General features: G+C 62.8%; 15 protein-coding genes. 9 read left to right on the top strand and 6 right to left on the bottom strand.

The features are described 5' to 3' along the window. Positions 1-37: 37 nt before the first annotated feature. The 4 genes from ASD02_RS02170 (at position 38) to ASD02_RS02155 (ending at position 2,970) form a co-directional block, all read left to right on the top strand. Positions 38-964: a sulfite exporter TauE/SafE family protein gene (locus ASD02_RS02170; RefSeq protein WP_025425825.1), complete on the top strand. Its 927-nt coding sequence runs from the start codon at positions 38-40 to the stop codon at positions 962-964. Beyond that, on the top strand, positions 964-1,767 hold the full coding sequence (locus tag ASD02_RS02165) for a TIGR02186 family protein (protein ID WP_025425826.1): 804 nt from the start codon (positions 964-966) through the stop codon (positions 1,765-1,767). Before ASD02_RS02170 ends, ASD02_RS02165 begins: the two co-directional genes overlap by 1 nt. A 184-nt stretch (positions 1,768-1,951) precedes the next feature. Then, positions 1,952-2,188, top strand: coding sequence for an Lrp/AsnC ligand binding domain-containing protein (locus tag ASD02_RS02160; protein ID WP_025425827.1), 237 nt, complete (start codon positions 1,952-1,954; stop codon positions 2,186-2,188). A gap of 203 nt (positions 2,189-2,391) precedes the next feature. Continuing rightward, positions 2,392-2,970: a dihydrofolate reductase family protein gene (locus tag ASD02_RS02155; protein WP_025425828.1), complete on the top strand. Its 579-nt coding sequence runs from the start codon at positions 2,392-2,394 to the stop codon at positions 2,968-2,970. 36 nt (positions 2,971-3,006) lie between these two features. Here ASD02_RS02155 and pdeM read toward each other — a convergent pair whose 3' ends face one another. Further along, the gene (gene pdeM / locus ASD02_RS02150; RefSeq protein WP_025425829.1) at positions 3,007-3,732 is read right to left on the bottom strand and encodes a ligase-associated DNA damage response endonuclease PdeM; all 726 of its coding nucleotides are present in this window, start codon (positions 3,730-3,732) and stop codon (positions 3,007-3,009) included. A 47-nt stretch (positions 3,733-3,779) separates the two neighbouring features. Continuing rightward, the gene (locus tag ASD02_RS02145) at positions 3,780-6,323 is read right to left on the bottom strand and encodes a ligase-associated DNA damage response DEXH box helicase (protein WP_025425830.1); all 2,544 of its coding nucleotides are present in this window, start codon (positions 6,321-6,323) and stop codon (positions 3,780-3,782) included. A 108-nt stretch (positions 6,324-6,431) separates the two neighbouring features. Here ASD02_RS02145 and ASD02_RS02140 point away from each other — a divergent pair, with 108 nt between their 5' ends. Next, positions 6,432-6,935: an Rrf2 family transcriptional regulator gene (locus tag ASD02_RS02140; RefSeq protein ID WP_025425831.1), complete on the top strand. Its 504-nt coding sequence runs from the start codon at positions 6,432-6,434 to the stop codon at positions 6,933-6,935. A gap of 32 nt (positions 6,936-6,967) precedes the next feature. Then, the gene (locus tag ASD02_RS02135; protein ID WP_025425832.1) at positions 6,968-7,432 is read left to right on the top strand and encodes a carboxymuconolactone decarboxylase family protein; all 465 of its coding nucleotides are present in this window, start codon (positions 6,968-6,970) and stop codon (positions 7,430-7,432) included. A gap of 64 nt (positions 7,433-7,496) precedes the next feature. Here ASD02_RS02135 and ASD02_RS02130 read toward each other — a convergent pair whose 3' ends face one another. After that, positions 7,497-8,132 (bottom strand): YitT family protein, encoded by a 636-nt coding sequence (locus ASD02_RS02130; RefSeq protein ID WP_025425833.1) that lies wholly within the window; start codon positions 8,130-8,132, stop codon positions 7,497-7,499. A 107-nt stretch (positions 8,133-8,239) separates the two neighbouring features. Further along, positions 8,240-9,178 (bottom strand): class I SAM-dependent methyltransferase, encoded by a 939-nt coding sequence (locus tag ASD02_RS02125; RefSeq protein WP_025425834.1) that lies wholly within the window; start codon positions 9,176-9,178, stop codon positions 8,240-8,242. A gap of 424 nt (positions 9,179-9,602) precedes the next feature. On the opposite strand from ASD02_RS02125, the gene ASD02_RS02120 reads away from it, so the two are divergent. The 3 genes from ASD02_RS02120 (at position 9,603) to ASD02_RS02110 (ending at position 12,076) form a co-directional block, all read left to right on the top strand. Further along, on the top strand, positions 9,603-9,869 hold the full coding sequence (locus ASD02_RS02120) for a DUF6460 domain-containing protein (RefSeq protein ID WP_057204256.1): 267 nt from the start codon (positions 9,603-9,605) through the stop codon (positions 9,867-9,869). A gap of 2 nt (positions 9,870-9,871) precedes the next feature. Continuing rightward, a complete protein-coding gene (locus ASD02_RS02115; protein ID WP_025425836.1) occupies positions 9,872-10,375 on the top strand; it encodes a CAP domain-containing protein in 504 nt (167 codons plus the stop codon). 342 nt (positions 10,376-10,717) lie between these two features. After that, a complete protein-coding gene (locus ASD02_RS02110) occupies positions 10,718-12,076 on the top strand; it encodes an MATE family efflux transporter (protein WP_025425837.1) in 1,359 nt (452 codons plus the stop codon). Here the strand turns inward: ASD02_RS02110 and ASD02_RS02105 are convergent. Both ASD02_RS02105 and ASD02_RS02100 read right to left on the bottom strand, forming a co-directional pair. Beyond that, positions 12,052-13,140: a quinone-dependent dihydroorotate dehydrogenase gene (locus ASD02_RS02105; RefSeq protein WP_025425838.1), complete on the bottom strand. Its 1,089-nt coding sequence runs from the start codon at positions 13,138-13,140 to the stop codon at positions 12,052-12,054. The genes ASD02_RS02110 and ASD02_RS02105 overlap by 25 nt on opposite strands. Further along, positions 13,137-13,484, bottom strand: coding sequence for a DUF952 domain-containing protein (locus ASD02_RS02100; protein ID WP_025425839.1), 348 nt, complete (start codon positions 13,482-13,484; stop codon positions 13,137-13,139). The genes ASD02_RS02105 and ASD02_RS02100 overlap by 4 nt, the downstream gene beginning before the upstream one ends. Positions 13,485-13,576 lie beyond the last annotated feature (92 nt).

Genomic DNA, 13,576 nt, shown 5'->3' with positions numbered 1-13,576 from the left:
GCCCGCACCGCGGGCCGTTGGCATATTGAGGTCCGGCGTGACGATTTATCTGCCCATCGCAGAGTTGTCGGTGAACATACTCATCATCCTCGGCATGGGTGCGGCCGTCGGCTTTCTATCGGGCATGTTCGGCGTCGGTGGCGGGTTCCTGATCACGCCTCTCCTGATCTTCTACAACATTCCCCCCGTGGTTGCCGTTGCGACCGGCGCCAACCAGGTCGTGGCCTCCTCGATCTCGGGTGCCATCACCCACTTCCGGCGCGGCACGATCGACATCAAGCTCGGCACGGTGCTTCTGTGCGGCGGCCTTGCCGGGGCAACGGTCGGCGTCTGGCTGTTCTCGCTCTTGCGCCGCGTCGGTCAGCTCGATCTGGTCATCTCGCTGCTCTATGTCGTGCTTTTGGGCTCGGTCGGCAGCCTGATGCTGTGGGAGAGCGTGCGCGCCATGCGCAAGGCGGCCAAGAACCAGGCGACGCCGCTGCGCCGTCCCGGGCAGCACAACTGGGTTCACCGGCTGCCGCTGAAGATGCGATTCAAGAAATCGAAGATCTATCTGAGCGTCATTCCCGTCGCTGCCCTCGGCTTCTGCATCGGTGTCCTGACGTCGGTCATGGGTGTCGGCGGTGGCTTCATCATGGTCCCGGCGATGATCTACCTCCTGCGCATCCCGACCAATGTGGTTGTCGGCACCTCGCTGTTCCAGATCATCTTCGTCTCCGCCTACACGGTCATCGTCCAGGCCTCGACCAACTATACCGTCGACATCGTGCTCGCCTTCGTGCTGATGATTGCCGGCGTCGTCGGTGCGCAATACGGCGTCCGGGTCGGCCAGAAGCTGCGCGGCGAGCAGCTGCGCGCGCTGTTGGCGCTGCTGGTGCTTGCCGTCGGCATTCGTCTGGCAATCGAACTCGTCATTCCGCCGAAGGACATCTATTCGGTCGTGTCAGCGGGGTTCGGCTTCTGATGCGCCGCCTCATCAATATCGCCCTCGCAGCCCTGACGCTCTCCTTCGCCGCTCCGGCCAGTGCCCAGCTGCAGGACGAGAACGCCAACGACTTCACCGAGAAGCTGGAGATCGGCATCTCGACCGACGAGATCGCCATCACCTCGGATTTCCGCGGCGCGGATCTGACGATCTTCGGCGCGGTCGACGGTTTCAATCCCAATCTCCTGGCGCAGGGCAAATACAACATCATCGTTTCGCTCGAGGGGCCGAAGGATAATGCGACGGTGCGCAAGAAGGAACGCGTCTTCGGAATCTGGGTAAACACCAGCTCCATGACCTTCGAGCTGGTGCCGGAATCCTATTCGCTGTCGAGCACGCGTGACATCGAGACGATCGCCCCACCGGGTGAAATGGGCAACATGGGCATCGGGGTCGACCACATGCGGCTTGTGCCCCTCGGCTTCGTCGGCGACGGCAGCAATCTCGGCGAGTTCCGCAATGCCTTCCGCCGCATCCGCGAGACGAGCGGCGTCTATGAGCGCGATCCCGGTGGTGTGCAGTTCATCAGCTCCAGCCTGTTCAAGGCGTCGGTGCGCCTGCCTGCCAACGTGCCGAACGGGGTGCATGTTGTGCGCGCCTATCTCTTCCGCGACGGCACCTTCGTCGCCGCCAAGGCGCTGCCGCTGCGCGTGGTCAAGACGGGTTTGGAGCAGGTGATCACCGAGACGGCGCATGGGCAGCCGCTGTTCTACGGCGTTTTTGCCGTGCTGCTCGCTGTCATCACCGGCTGGGGCGCGAGCCTGCTCTTCCGCAAGGAATAGTCCTCGGCGGCAATCGGCCGACGTTCCCTTTTGGGCGCCGGACGGGTAAAGAAGGCCTACTGAATAGTTCCTTAAATCGGAATCGATTTAAGGAGAAAACGATGCAGCAGTTTAAAGCGTTGCAGCGGCCTTAGCGCGTCATTCTTGTCGCGCGGCGCTGCAAGGCAGAAACAGAGGAAACTCCATGAAAGCGATTTTCGTCCAGTTGCAGTGCGCTCCCGGCAAGACCTACGAGGTTGCCGACGAGATCTACCGCAAGGAGATCGTTTCGGAAATGTATTCGACGAGCGGCGACTACGACCTCCTGCTCAAGATCTACATCGAAGAAGGCCAGGACATCGGCAAGTTCATCAACGACAACATTGCCACGGTTGCGGGCATCTCCCGCTCGCTGACGACGCTGACCTTCAACGCGTTCTGAGCTAGCGGGCGGCCCCGCTTTACCCGGCAGGCCTCACGCTCGACGGTGAGGCACGCCTCTCGCGCTGTACGAAAACAATCCGCGATCATTGCACAGCCCGTCGGCGGAGCACCCACGGCTGTTCGATTTTTCCGAAGGTCAAAACTGCTTGCAATTTGATATCAGTTTGATATCGTCAAACTGCTTCAATTATGCAACCAGTTTTGAAAGAGCGGAAAAATGGAAAACTCATCGTCTGGAATCTGGTGACGCTCGACGGTTACTTCGAAGGCGCGAAGAAATGGGATCTCGATTTCCACAACAGTGCCTGGGGTCCTGAACTAGACGAACTCAGCCGTGAGTTTGGACAAAAGACCGAGGCGCTGGTCTTCGGTCGCGTGACCTACGAAGGCATGGCCGCCTATTGGTCGACGACCGAGGAGGAGGGCGAGGTCAAGACCTATATGAACGCTCTGCCAAAGATCGTCGCATCGCGAACGATGGATAGGGCAGAATGGAACAACAGCCGTGTCGTCAGCGATATCGCCGGCGAACTGCGGCGGATGAAGCAGGAAGCCGCGAAAGACCTCTATATTTTCGGCAGTGCCGAACTGGTCGATTCATTGCTGCCGGAAAATCTGATCGACGAGATCATGCTGTGCGTCGTTCCGCTCCGGCTTGGCAAAGGCACGCCGTTCTTCAAGAGTGCCGAAAACGCGATGTCGATGGCGCTTCTGGAAGCGCGACCGCTTTCTACCGGCAGCGTGATCCTGCGTTACGCGCCGCAACCTGTTGCGGCCTGAAACACCGAACGTCGCCGGCGTGAAGTCCGGTGCGCCTCAGGCGATCAGGTTTGTGAAGCGGACCGAGTAGATCCGATCGCGACCAAGCATGTGGGCGACCAGCTTGGCGCGATCGAAGAGGCCGGTCATTGCCCGGTGGCGCAGATCGAGGCCGCCGGTGGTGACGCCGAAGGCCGGCATCAGCAGCCGTTTCCCATCGGTAGCAAAGCAGGCGCGGCGCACCGATTTCTCGCGCCGGACGACCGTCGCTGCCGGGTGCAGGTGGCCGGCAACTTCCCCCGATGCCTCGCCCCTCGATGGTTCATGACGAAAGGTGAGGCCGGCGTGTCGGAATTCGTCCAGCGATATGCCGGGCAGACCCGAGGCGCCATCGGGGTCGTGATTGCCATTGATCCAGACCCATTCCCGTCCCATCGCCATCGCGGCGATCATGTGGCGGAAGGTATCGGGCATCGCCGCGGATCCGACCCGGTCATGGAAATTGTCGCCGAGGCTGATGACCAATCTGGGGTCATGGCGGGTTATCGCCGCTTCGAGCACGCGCAAGGTGGCAAGGGTGTCGTAGGGCGGCAGCATCATGCCGCGCCGGGCAAAGGCCGATCCCTTCTCGAGATGCAGATCGGAAACGACAAGCGTTCTCGTCTCCGGCAGATAGAGGCTGCCGAGCGGATCGCAGACCGCTTCGACGCCGTGGACGATGGCGCGCGCGGAAGCCGCCGTGCCGTCTGTCGGAGCCGATAGTGCGTGAGCGAGCCTGTGCATGCGTCTCTTCACCGTCCTTGTCGTGTTCGCATGAACACGGGGCTATTCTATAGCGGCTCGCCGCCCATCGCTTCGTTGATCAGGTCGTCTGCGGCTTCGGAAAGCAGGAAATCCTGCGCCTCGCCCTGGATCGCCTCCTTGCCGATCTCCAGCATGACGGGAACGGCAAGCGGCGAGATCCGGTCGAGCCGGCGATGGGTGATGTGGCCCTTGATTCGCTTCAGCATATCCCCAAGACGGCCGATGTCCAAAAGCCCGGTTGCCGCATCGTTGCGCGTGGCCTCCAGCAGCAGGTGGTCCGGCTCGTGCGCGCGCAATACGTCGTAAATGAGGTCGGCCGATACGGTCACCTGGCGGCCGGTCTTTTCCTTGCCAGGGTGTCGCTGGTCGATCAGCCCGGCAATGACCGCGCAGTTGCGAAAGGTCCGCTTCAGCAGAAAGGATTCGTTCAGCCAGGCCTCAAGGTCGTCGCCAAGCATGTCCTCGTCGAAGAGATCGGCGAGCGCCTTGCGGCGCAGTTGGAATGTCGCGCCGAGATCGTCCAGCGCCCAGACCGCCAGCGAGTAGTCGGTGGCGACGAAACCGAGCGGTTTCAGGCCGGCACGGTCGAGCCGGCGGGTGAGCAGCATGCCAAGCGTCTGGTGTGCAAGCCGCCCCTCGAAGGCGTAGATCACCATGTAGTGCCGGCTGCCGCGTGGAAAGGTCTCGATCAAAAGTTCGTCCTCGCGCGGCAGCATCGATACGTCCTTCTGCAGCGACAGCCAGTCACGGACCTGTTCGGGCAGTGCCGCCCGCCGGGCCGGGTCGGCCAGCATCTTGCGCACCTGTTCGGCGAGGTAGGTCGACAGCGGAAACTTGCCGCCGGCATAGCTTGGTACCTTCGGGTCGAAGGAAAGCGCCTGGCTGACGAGGCATTCGCTTTCGCGGATGCCTTCGAAACGCAGCACCTTGCCGGAAAACAGGAAGGTGTCGCCCTGCGACAGCATTTCGAGGAAATATTCCTCGACCTTGCCGAGCGACATGCCGCCGCGGCCGAGCGAACCGCGCTGGTTGCGCTTGACCATGCGCACGTTCAGCATCGGCGATTCGACGATGGTGCCGACATTGAGGCGGTATTGCTGCGCGACCAGCGGATTGGAAACACGAAAGAGCCCCTCCTTGGTCTTGCGGATGCGGGCATAGCGCTCGTAGGTCTTCAGCGCATAACCGCCGGTCGCGACGAAATCGACGACGCGCTCGAAGGTTTCCCAGGTGAGCGACGCATAGGGCGACGCGCTGGTGATTTCCTCGTAGAGCGACAGGGGACCGAACGGTGCGGCACAAGCCATGCCGAGCACATGCTGGGCAAGCACGTCGAGCGCGCCCTTGCCGACCGGCGGCGTATCCTGCGCACCGATGTAATTGGCGTCGAGCGCCGCCTGGCACTCCATCACCTCGAAGCGGTTGGCCGGCACCAGGATCGCTTTCGAAGGCTCGTCCATGCGGTGGTTGGCGCGGCCGATGCGCTGAGCGAGCCGGCTTGCCCCCTTGGGCGCGCCGACATGCACGACGAGGTCGACATCGCCCCAGTCGATACCGAGGTCGAGCGTCGAGGTGGCGACGACGGCGCGCAGCCGGTTCTCCGACATAGCCGCCTCGACCTTGCGCCGCTGTGCGACATCGAGCGAGCCATGGTGAAGTGCGATCGGCAGGTTGTCGTCATTGATGGTCCAGAGTTCCTGGAACAGCAGCTCCGCCTGGCTGCGGGTGTTGACGAAGAGCAGGGTGGTGCCGTGCTCCTTGATCGCGGCGTAGACGTCGGCGATGGCGTAGCGTGCCGAATGTCCAGCCCAGGGGACGTGTTCGTCGGTGCGCAGGATGGAGATATCAGGCTTGGCCCCACCCTTAACGGTCACGAGGCCGGCATGGTCGCTTCGATCGGGTGACTGCGGCGCCAGCCAGCGCTGCAGGTCCATCGGGTCGGCGACCGTCGCCGACAGCCCGATCGTCTGCAGCCTGGGCGCCAGTCTGCGCAGCCGGGCAAGGCCGAGCGACAGCAGGTGCCCGCGCTTCGAGGTGACCAGCGAATGCAATTCGTCGAAGACGACGTAGCGCAAATCCCGGAAAAAGCGCTCTGCCTCGCCGTTGGCAAGCAGCAGCGCCAATTGCTCCGGCGTCGTCAGCAGGATGTCGGGCGGGTTGAGCTTCTGGCGCTGGCGCTTTCCCTGCGGCGTGTCGCCGGTGCGGTTTTCAACGCGAAGCGGCAGGCCCATTTCGTCGACCGGCTTCATCAGATTGCGCTCGATGTCGACGGCAAGGGCTTTCAACGGCGAGAGGTAGAGCGTGTGAATGCCGGTAAAGGCGGAGCCCGGAGGGATTTTTCCGCGCCGGGTGAGATCGACGAGAGAGGGGAGAAAGCCGGCGAGCGTCTTGCCGGCCCCGGTCGGCGCGATCAGCAGCGTGCATTCGCCGGCCTCCGCCCGCGCCAGAAGTTCCAGCTGGTGGGCGCGCGGCTGCCAGCCCTTCTCGCCGAACCAGCGAAGGAAGGGGGCGGGCAAGGCCAACGCGTCGCCTTGCGGGCGCGGGGAATCGATCCTGTTCACGGAGAACAAAGGTAGATCAAATCCGGCAAAAGAGAAGCCCGCGGCCTCGGCGATCCCAGGGCGATTGACTCTTCGGTAAATCGTGGATAAAGAATATCCACGATATGGAGGCGGCGAATGAAACTCGGGGACGGTGTCGAGCAGGCGATCCACAGCATGACGATGCTGAGCTGTCTTCAGCCCGGCAGCACGCTGTCGGCGGCAGCGCTCGCCGAATTTCACGGGGTTTCAACCAGCTATCTCCTGAAGCATCTCCAGGCCATGTCCGGGGCAGGGCTGCTCGAAGCGGTTCCCGGCCCGAAGGGTGGCTACCGGCTCGCCCGCCTGCCGGAAAAGATCAGCCTGCTCGATATCGTGCTTGCGGTCGAAGGGCCGGAGCCGGCGTTTCGTTGCAACGAAATCCGGTTGCGCGGCCCCCATCCCTATGCCTGCAAGCCGAAGGCGGCGTGCACGATCAACGTCGCGATGCTGAAAGCCGAGCAGGCCTACCGCGCCGAGCTTCGGCGCGTGACCATTGGTGACATCATCGCCGATCTCAACGCCATAGATGACGGCAGCATCTCGGCGCGGACCAACACATTCCTGGCGGTCAACGAACGCAAGTCGACCGCCGGCGCCTGAAACAACGATCCCAACCACCTGAAGGAGAAGACATGCATCCGCGTTTGAACTTCGTCAAAGCCGCTCCCGACGCTTACAAGGCTGCGGCAGCCTTCGACAGCTACATCATCAAGGAATCCGAACTGGAGCCGCGCCTGATCCACCTGATCAAGTTGCGTGCCTCGCAGATCAACGGCTGCGCCTATTGCATCGATATGCATGTGAAGGAGGCGCGTCATACCGGCATGAGCGAGCAATGGATCCACCTGATCTGCGCCTGGCGCGAATCGCCGATCTATGATGCCCGCGAACGCGCGGTGCTCGCCTGGACCGAAGCGCTCACCAACCTTGCCCAGACCGGTGCGCCCGACGCGGACTTCGAGCCCCTGAGAGAGCATTTTGACGAAGCCGAGATCACCAAGATCACCATGGCCATCGGCGTCATCAATGTCTGGAATCGCGTCGCCGTCGGCCTGCGTTCGCAGCATCCGGTCGATGCGCCGGCAAAGGCCGCCTGATACCTTCGAGGCGGGCCGAAAGCACAGCCCCGAAGTCTATTCGGGGCTATCGGCAAGTGATGTTCTACAGGGCGATGTAACGATCGGCGCGGTGGTTGATGGCCACGAACAGGTTCAGGACCACAGCGCCGAGCACCGACCAGGCAACCACTGCGGGGGACGTCACGCCGAAGGCGGCGACCAGCACGACCATGTCGATGGCAAGCTGCACCAGCCCGGCGCGAACGCCGAAACGCTCCTGCAGGTAGATGCCGAGAATGCCGACGCCACCGAGGCTCGCGCGGTGGCGATAGAGCGCCAGCAGGCCATAGCCGAGAAGCAGGCCGCCGATCAGCGCCGCCCAGGCCGGGTGGATATCGCCGATGTGGAACAGGCGCGACTGGATGTCAGTCAGGAACGAGGTCACGCCGATGGCGATGAAGGTCTTGACCGTGAAGGCCGGCCCAAGCCTCTTCAGCGAGAGATAGAAGAACGGCAGGTTGAGCAGGAAGAACGCGAGGCCGAAGTTCACGCCGGTCGCGTAATGCAGCAGGAAGGCGACGCCGGCGGTGCTGCCGGTGAGCAACCCGGCGCTTGCCAGGAAATACAGGCCGAGCGCGGCGATCAGGCTGCCGGAGAAGATGCCCTGCAGGTCCTCGATCGGCGTGTGCCGGGTCGGGCTGGTGTTCCAAAGACCGAAAACGCTGCTGCTCAGAGCCATGGCAAAAACCTCGATTGCGATGCGCCAAGCAATGCTGCAACGCACAAAAACAATCAAGAAAAATATGTCAGCAATGCTGACGTAATTTTGCGAACCAGCCCTGCGTTTTATGCAGGCTTGCGGGCCAAAAACAGGATGCCCGAGATCGGCTGGCCAGCATCCATGCGGATGATCGTGCGCTCGACAGCCACCATTTCCAAGCCGTGGGATTGGAGAAGCTCGCGGATATAAGCCTCGCTATGGGCGTAGCGCAGCGACGGGCGCAGGACGAAACCATCGTCCGTGCCGGCATCCTCCACCGAGAAGGCAAACAGGCCTCCATCGGAAAGCAGCTTGCCGACGATCTCGGCGACGCCATCGAGGCTGCCGAGATACATCAGCACGTCCGCGGCACTGACGAGATCGGCGCGGGCTGCCGCGAAATTCCCGAAGACATCAGATTGTTCCGGAGGCAGCGATAGGTCGGCCCGCGCCAGCCGGTCATAGACGGCTTTCGTCTCTGCCTTCGACAGCATGTTGGCGGAAATGTCGAAGCCTTCGAGAAATGCCGCCCGCTCGCGGATGCGCTCGCCGAAGAGCCCGGTGCCGCAACCGAGGTCGACGACATGCTCGAAATGCCCGCCGGCCGTTGACGTCTCGATCAGCGCAGCGAGCTTTTCCGGCACGCTGTAATCGAGCTTCTCGACGAGCGCCTGGTCGAACCGGTCGGCGTAGTCATCGAAAAGCCGCTCGACATAAAGGCTCGGCGGTTGTTCCGGCATCTCGGTCGCGCCGAGCAGCGCCAGCTTCAGCCCCGCGCCAAAAATGTCTTTCGGATTGAGGCGCAAGGTTTTGCGCAGCGCGTCGATCGCCGCCTCTTTCCGGCCCGATTTTTCCTCATAGTCCGCCAGCCGGAACCAGCCGGCAGCCCATTCCGGGACACGCTCGAGCGCTTGGGCCATGAGATCGGCCGCGCTCTCGGGCTCGCCGGCCTCGGCAAGCATTTTTGCGTAGTCGGCGCGGCGATCGGCGATCAGGTCGCCGGAGGAGAGCTGGTTGAGCGTCATCAATGTGAGATGTTGGTTGCGATCAGCGCTTCTGACGCCGGACCGGGCAAAACACAAGCGGAATCTGAAAACCGGGCATAATACCAACCTGCGCTGATATTGACCTATTGCGTGGGACCGTCTGCGGTCATCCGGCGAGGAGCATACCGCAAGAGCGATGCCTTGGCATCGGTCGAGGATTGCGACGCTGCCGCTGGCCGACAGACGGCCCACCCGAAGGGCCGGGCGCTTTTGGCCTCCGGATAGCGTCGATAATCCTCACCGGACCACTTGGTCCGGTTCCGGTTTTCTCCTTGCCGGAAACCAAAATCGCTCCGGCGCAATAGGTCAATATCAGCGCAGGTTGGTATAAGCCCGCCTTTTCCGGTGACTTGCGAGGGTGCGAATGGCAGCTTATGTGAAGGGAAACAGGAGTATTTCGCCGATGTCGGACGGAGTGAACAAATTCTTGGGGGATTCGCCGCTGCGCGTCCTCGTCAAGCTCGTCGTGGTGTCGATCCTGGTCGGGTTCGTCATGACCGTTTTCGGCTGGTATCCCGCCGACATCTATTTCGGCATCCGCAACTTCCTGCTCGACCTCTGGCACACGGGCTTCTCCGCCCTTGGCCGGGTCGGCGACTATCTGCTGCTGGGCGCTGCGATCGTCATTCCCGCCTTCGTCATCCTGCGTGTCATGAGCTACCGGCGTTGAGCATGAAGGATCAGCTTTTCCTCATCGAGCGCCGCGGCTTTCTGCGCGCCGGTGCCGTGCTTTCGCTTGGCGCTCTCGCCGGCTGCACCACATCCAACGTGCTGTCGCCGGCAACTGGCACCGGCAGCGACCAGACCGCGGCGAGCCTCGGCTATGTCAACGTCCTGCGCAAGAACAAGGGCCTGTCGCCGCTGGTGGCGGACAAGGCGGCTTCCGCTGCGGCCATGAGCCAGGCGGCGAGAATGGCCAAGGTCGGCAAGATGCAGCACCTGATCGGCTGGAACGACAGTTTCTACGACAGGATGAAGAGCCAGGGCGTGGTCCTTCCGGCTGCCGAGAACATCGCTGTCGGCCAGGACGACGCCGAACGCGCCTATGACGCCTGGTACAAATCGCCGAAGCATCTGGAAAACATGCTTGGCAACTATCGTGGTCTCGGCGTGGCCGTGGCGCAAAACGCCGCTTCGGGCAACCGGCCCTATTGGGCCATGGTGCTGGCGGGCTGATCGCTCGTTTCTCTGTCACCGCGTTCGAGGCCGCCCCTCATCCCCCGGACCTTCTCCCCGCGGGCGGGGAGAAGGGACGACGCTCTACCGTTTTGCCTTCCATCGGGACGTTGCGTTTTCCCGCGGGCTTGCCGGCAGCTCCAATCTTGCCTGCAAACCTACGAGGCATTCGACATCTGTCGCCCGTGTGCGTCCTCTCTCCCCGCAAGCGGAGAGAGAGTTAGGGTGAGGGGCCATCGTGGCGCTGAGGTATCGACTGCTGTCACCAACCGCAGTCTCTTGCGCCCGCCTATGATCTTTCCCTAAAACGGTCGTCACGCACTCATTCCCCTGGACCGTTCGATGACCGCCATTTCTCCCGCCGCGCAGACCGAAACCGCCGGCCCCTTTGAGGTCACCCACCGGCTGATCCTGGCGATTGCGCTGCCGATGACGCTGGGCTTTCTGACCACGCCGTTGCTCGGCCTCGTCGATACCGCGGTGGTCGGCCGCATGGGCCAGGCGACGCTGCTGGCCGGACTTGCTGTCGGGGCGATAATCTTCGACCTGATCTTCACCACCTTCAATTTCCTGCGCGCCGCCACGACGGGCCTTGTCGCGCAGGCCTATGGTCGGGGTGACCGGCGCGAACAGCAGGCCGTGTTCTGGCGCTCGCTGGTGATCGCGCTTGCGGCCGGTGTTACGGTTGTCGCCCTGTCGCCGCTTTTGCTCGCCGGTGGTCTCTGGCTGATGGACCCACCGGCAGAAGTGGAAGCTGTTACGCGCACCTATTTCCTCTGTCGCATCCTCTCGTCCCCGGCGGCACTTGCCAATTATGCTATCCTCGGCTTTGTGCTCGGGCGCGGCCAGGGCACGACCGGGCTGTTGCTGCAGGCTTTGATCAACGGGGTCAACATTGTGCTGTCGATCCTACTCGGATTGATCCTGGGCTGGGGTGTCGCCGGTGTCGCGATCGCAACCGTGACCGGCGAGGTCATCGGCGCTCTGGTCGGCTTTGCCATCGTCTATGGCCGCTTCGACAGGACGGACGCGCCGAGCTGGGCGATGATCTTCGACCGCGAACGGCTCCGGCCGCTGTTCGGGCTCAACCGCGACATCATGATCCGGTCCTTCGTTCTCGTCGCGGCCTTCGCGCTGATAACGCGGATCGGCACAGCTTTCGGCCCGGTGACGCTGGCGGCGAACGCGGTGCTGATGACCATTTTTCTCGTTGCCGGCTATTATCTCGACGGGCTTGCCAATGCGGCCGAGCAACTGATCGGCCGTTCGATCGGTGCCCATTACCGTCCGGCTTTCGATCGGGCACTGAAGCTGACGATGGCATGGTCGCTCGGTCTCGCCGCCTTGACGACGATGGCGCTCCTGCTTTTCGGCCGCGGGATGGTCGATCTCTTGACCACGGCGCAAGACGTTCGCATGGTCGCTTACGAATATCTGCCCTGGGCGGCCCTGACGGCGATGACCGGCGCGCTCGCCTTCCTGATGGATGGGGTCTTCATCGGCGCTACCTGGTCGCGCGACATGCGCAACATGATGCTGGCAGCCCTGGTCGGATACATAGCCGCCCTGGGGATCCTTGTCCCCGCCTTCGGCAATCACGGCCTATGGGCGGGGCTCAACCTGTTCCTGCTGATGCGTGGCCTGTTCCTGCTCGCCAGAATTCCGGCAAAGGCCGGTCAGACCTTTCGTTCGGTCCAGTAGTCGAGGCGGCTGTCACGAAGGTCGCGGATCGATGTCAGGCCCTGGCGATCGCAGAGCTCGGAAAGCCCGCGCACGATCCGGCCGGGCAGCGCCGGACCTTCATAGACCATGCAGGAATAGAGCTGGACCAGGTCGGCGCCGGCGCGGATCTTCTCTGCAGCCGTTTCGGCCGAACTGACGCCGCCGACACCGATGATCGGCAGGGCCGGGCCGACGCGCTTGCGCATCCGGGCAAGAACGGCCGTCGATTTCTCGAACAGCGGCTTGCCGGAAAGGCCGCCGGCTTCCTTCGCCTGGGCCTGGTCTTTGAGGCCATCGCGCGAAAGCGTCGTGTTCGAGACGATCAGCCCGTCGAGATCTTGGGCGAGCACTTCGGCCGCGATGTCATCCAGGCCTTCCTCGGTCAGATCGGGAGCGATCTTGAGGAAGACCGGCACGCGCCTGTTGCTGCGCGAGGCTTCCTCGTCGCGCGCGGCAAGCACGGCCGAAAGCAGCGTCGCCAAACTTTCGCGCGCCTGCAGGTCGCGAAGACCGGGCGTGTTCGGCGAGGAGATGTTGGCGGTGAAATATCTGGCGACGGAGTAGAAGGTGTGGATGCCGCTGACATAGTCGCCGATGCGATCGGCACTGTCCTTGTTGGCGCCGATATTGACGCCGATCAGCGCGTCGCGCGAGCAGGCCTTGAGGCGGGCCAGGGCTGCGCCGTGGCCCTCATTGTTGAAGCCGAGGCGATTGATCACCGCTTCGTCTTCCACCAGGCGGAAGATGCGCGGCTTGTCGTTGCCCGATTGCGGACGCGGCGTCACCGTTCCGATTTCGGTAAAGCCGAAGCCGATCTTCAAAAGCGCTTCCGGCACCTCGGCATTCTTGTCGTATCCAGCTGCCATGCCGAGCGGATTGGGGAAGGCAATACCGGCAACGGTCTGGGCAAGCCGCTTGTCCTGTCTGGACGGACAGCTCGGCACGAGGCCGGTCTTCAGTGCCTTGATCGACAGTCCGTGGGCTGCCTCCGGATCGAAGAGGAAAAGGCCGCGGCGGGCAAGATTGGCAAAGGGATTGGTCATGCCTCGAGTTCCGGGAAGACGTGAAGGCCATCGGCGCCGAGCGGCAGCGGCTTTTCCCACAGGACGGCCGAAAGGAACAGCGGTGCGTAGAGATGCGGGAAAAGGGCACCGCCGCGTGACGGCTCATAGACCAGCTCTTCGCCGAGCGCATCGCCATCGATCGCCACCAGCAGCAGGCCTTCCTGCCCTTCGAAGTGGCGGGCGGCGGTTTCGATCGCCTGCTCGCCGGTCGAAAAGTGGATGAAGCCGTCCGCGAGGTCGATGGGCGCGCCATCAAAACGGCCGGTGCGTTTGGCTTCCTGCCATAGTGCGGCCGGAACGATCTTGTATATGATTGAGCTCATGATGCCCGCTTGTCCGTCGTGATATCCTGTCGTGGCCTTGCCGCAAATATCGGCGATTGTCCATTGCTGAAGATCTTTCACCGGCGGATTTC

It is taken from the genome of Ensifer sp. Root1252 (assembly GCF_001425885.1).
In the GTDB taxonomy this organism is placed as follows: domain Bacteria; phylum Pseudomonadota; class Alphaproteobacteria; order Rhizobiales; family Rhizobiaceae; genus Ensifer; species Ensifer canadensis.
The sequence above is the reverse complement of the archived record's forward strand: the minus strand, read 5'-3'. Positions and strand labels throughout refer to the sequence as shown.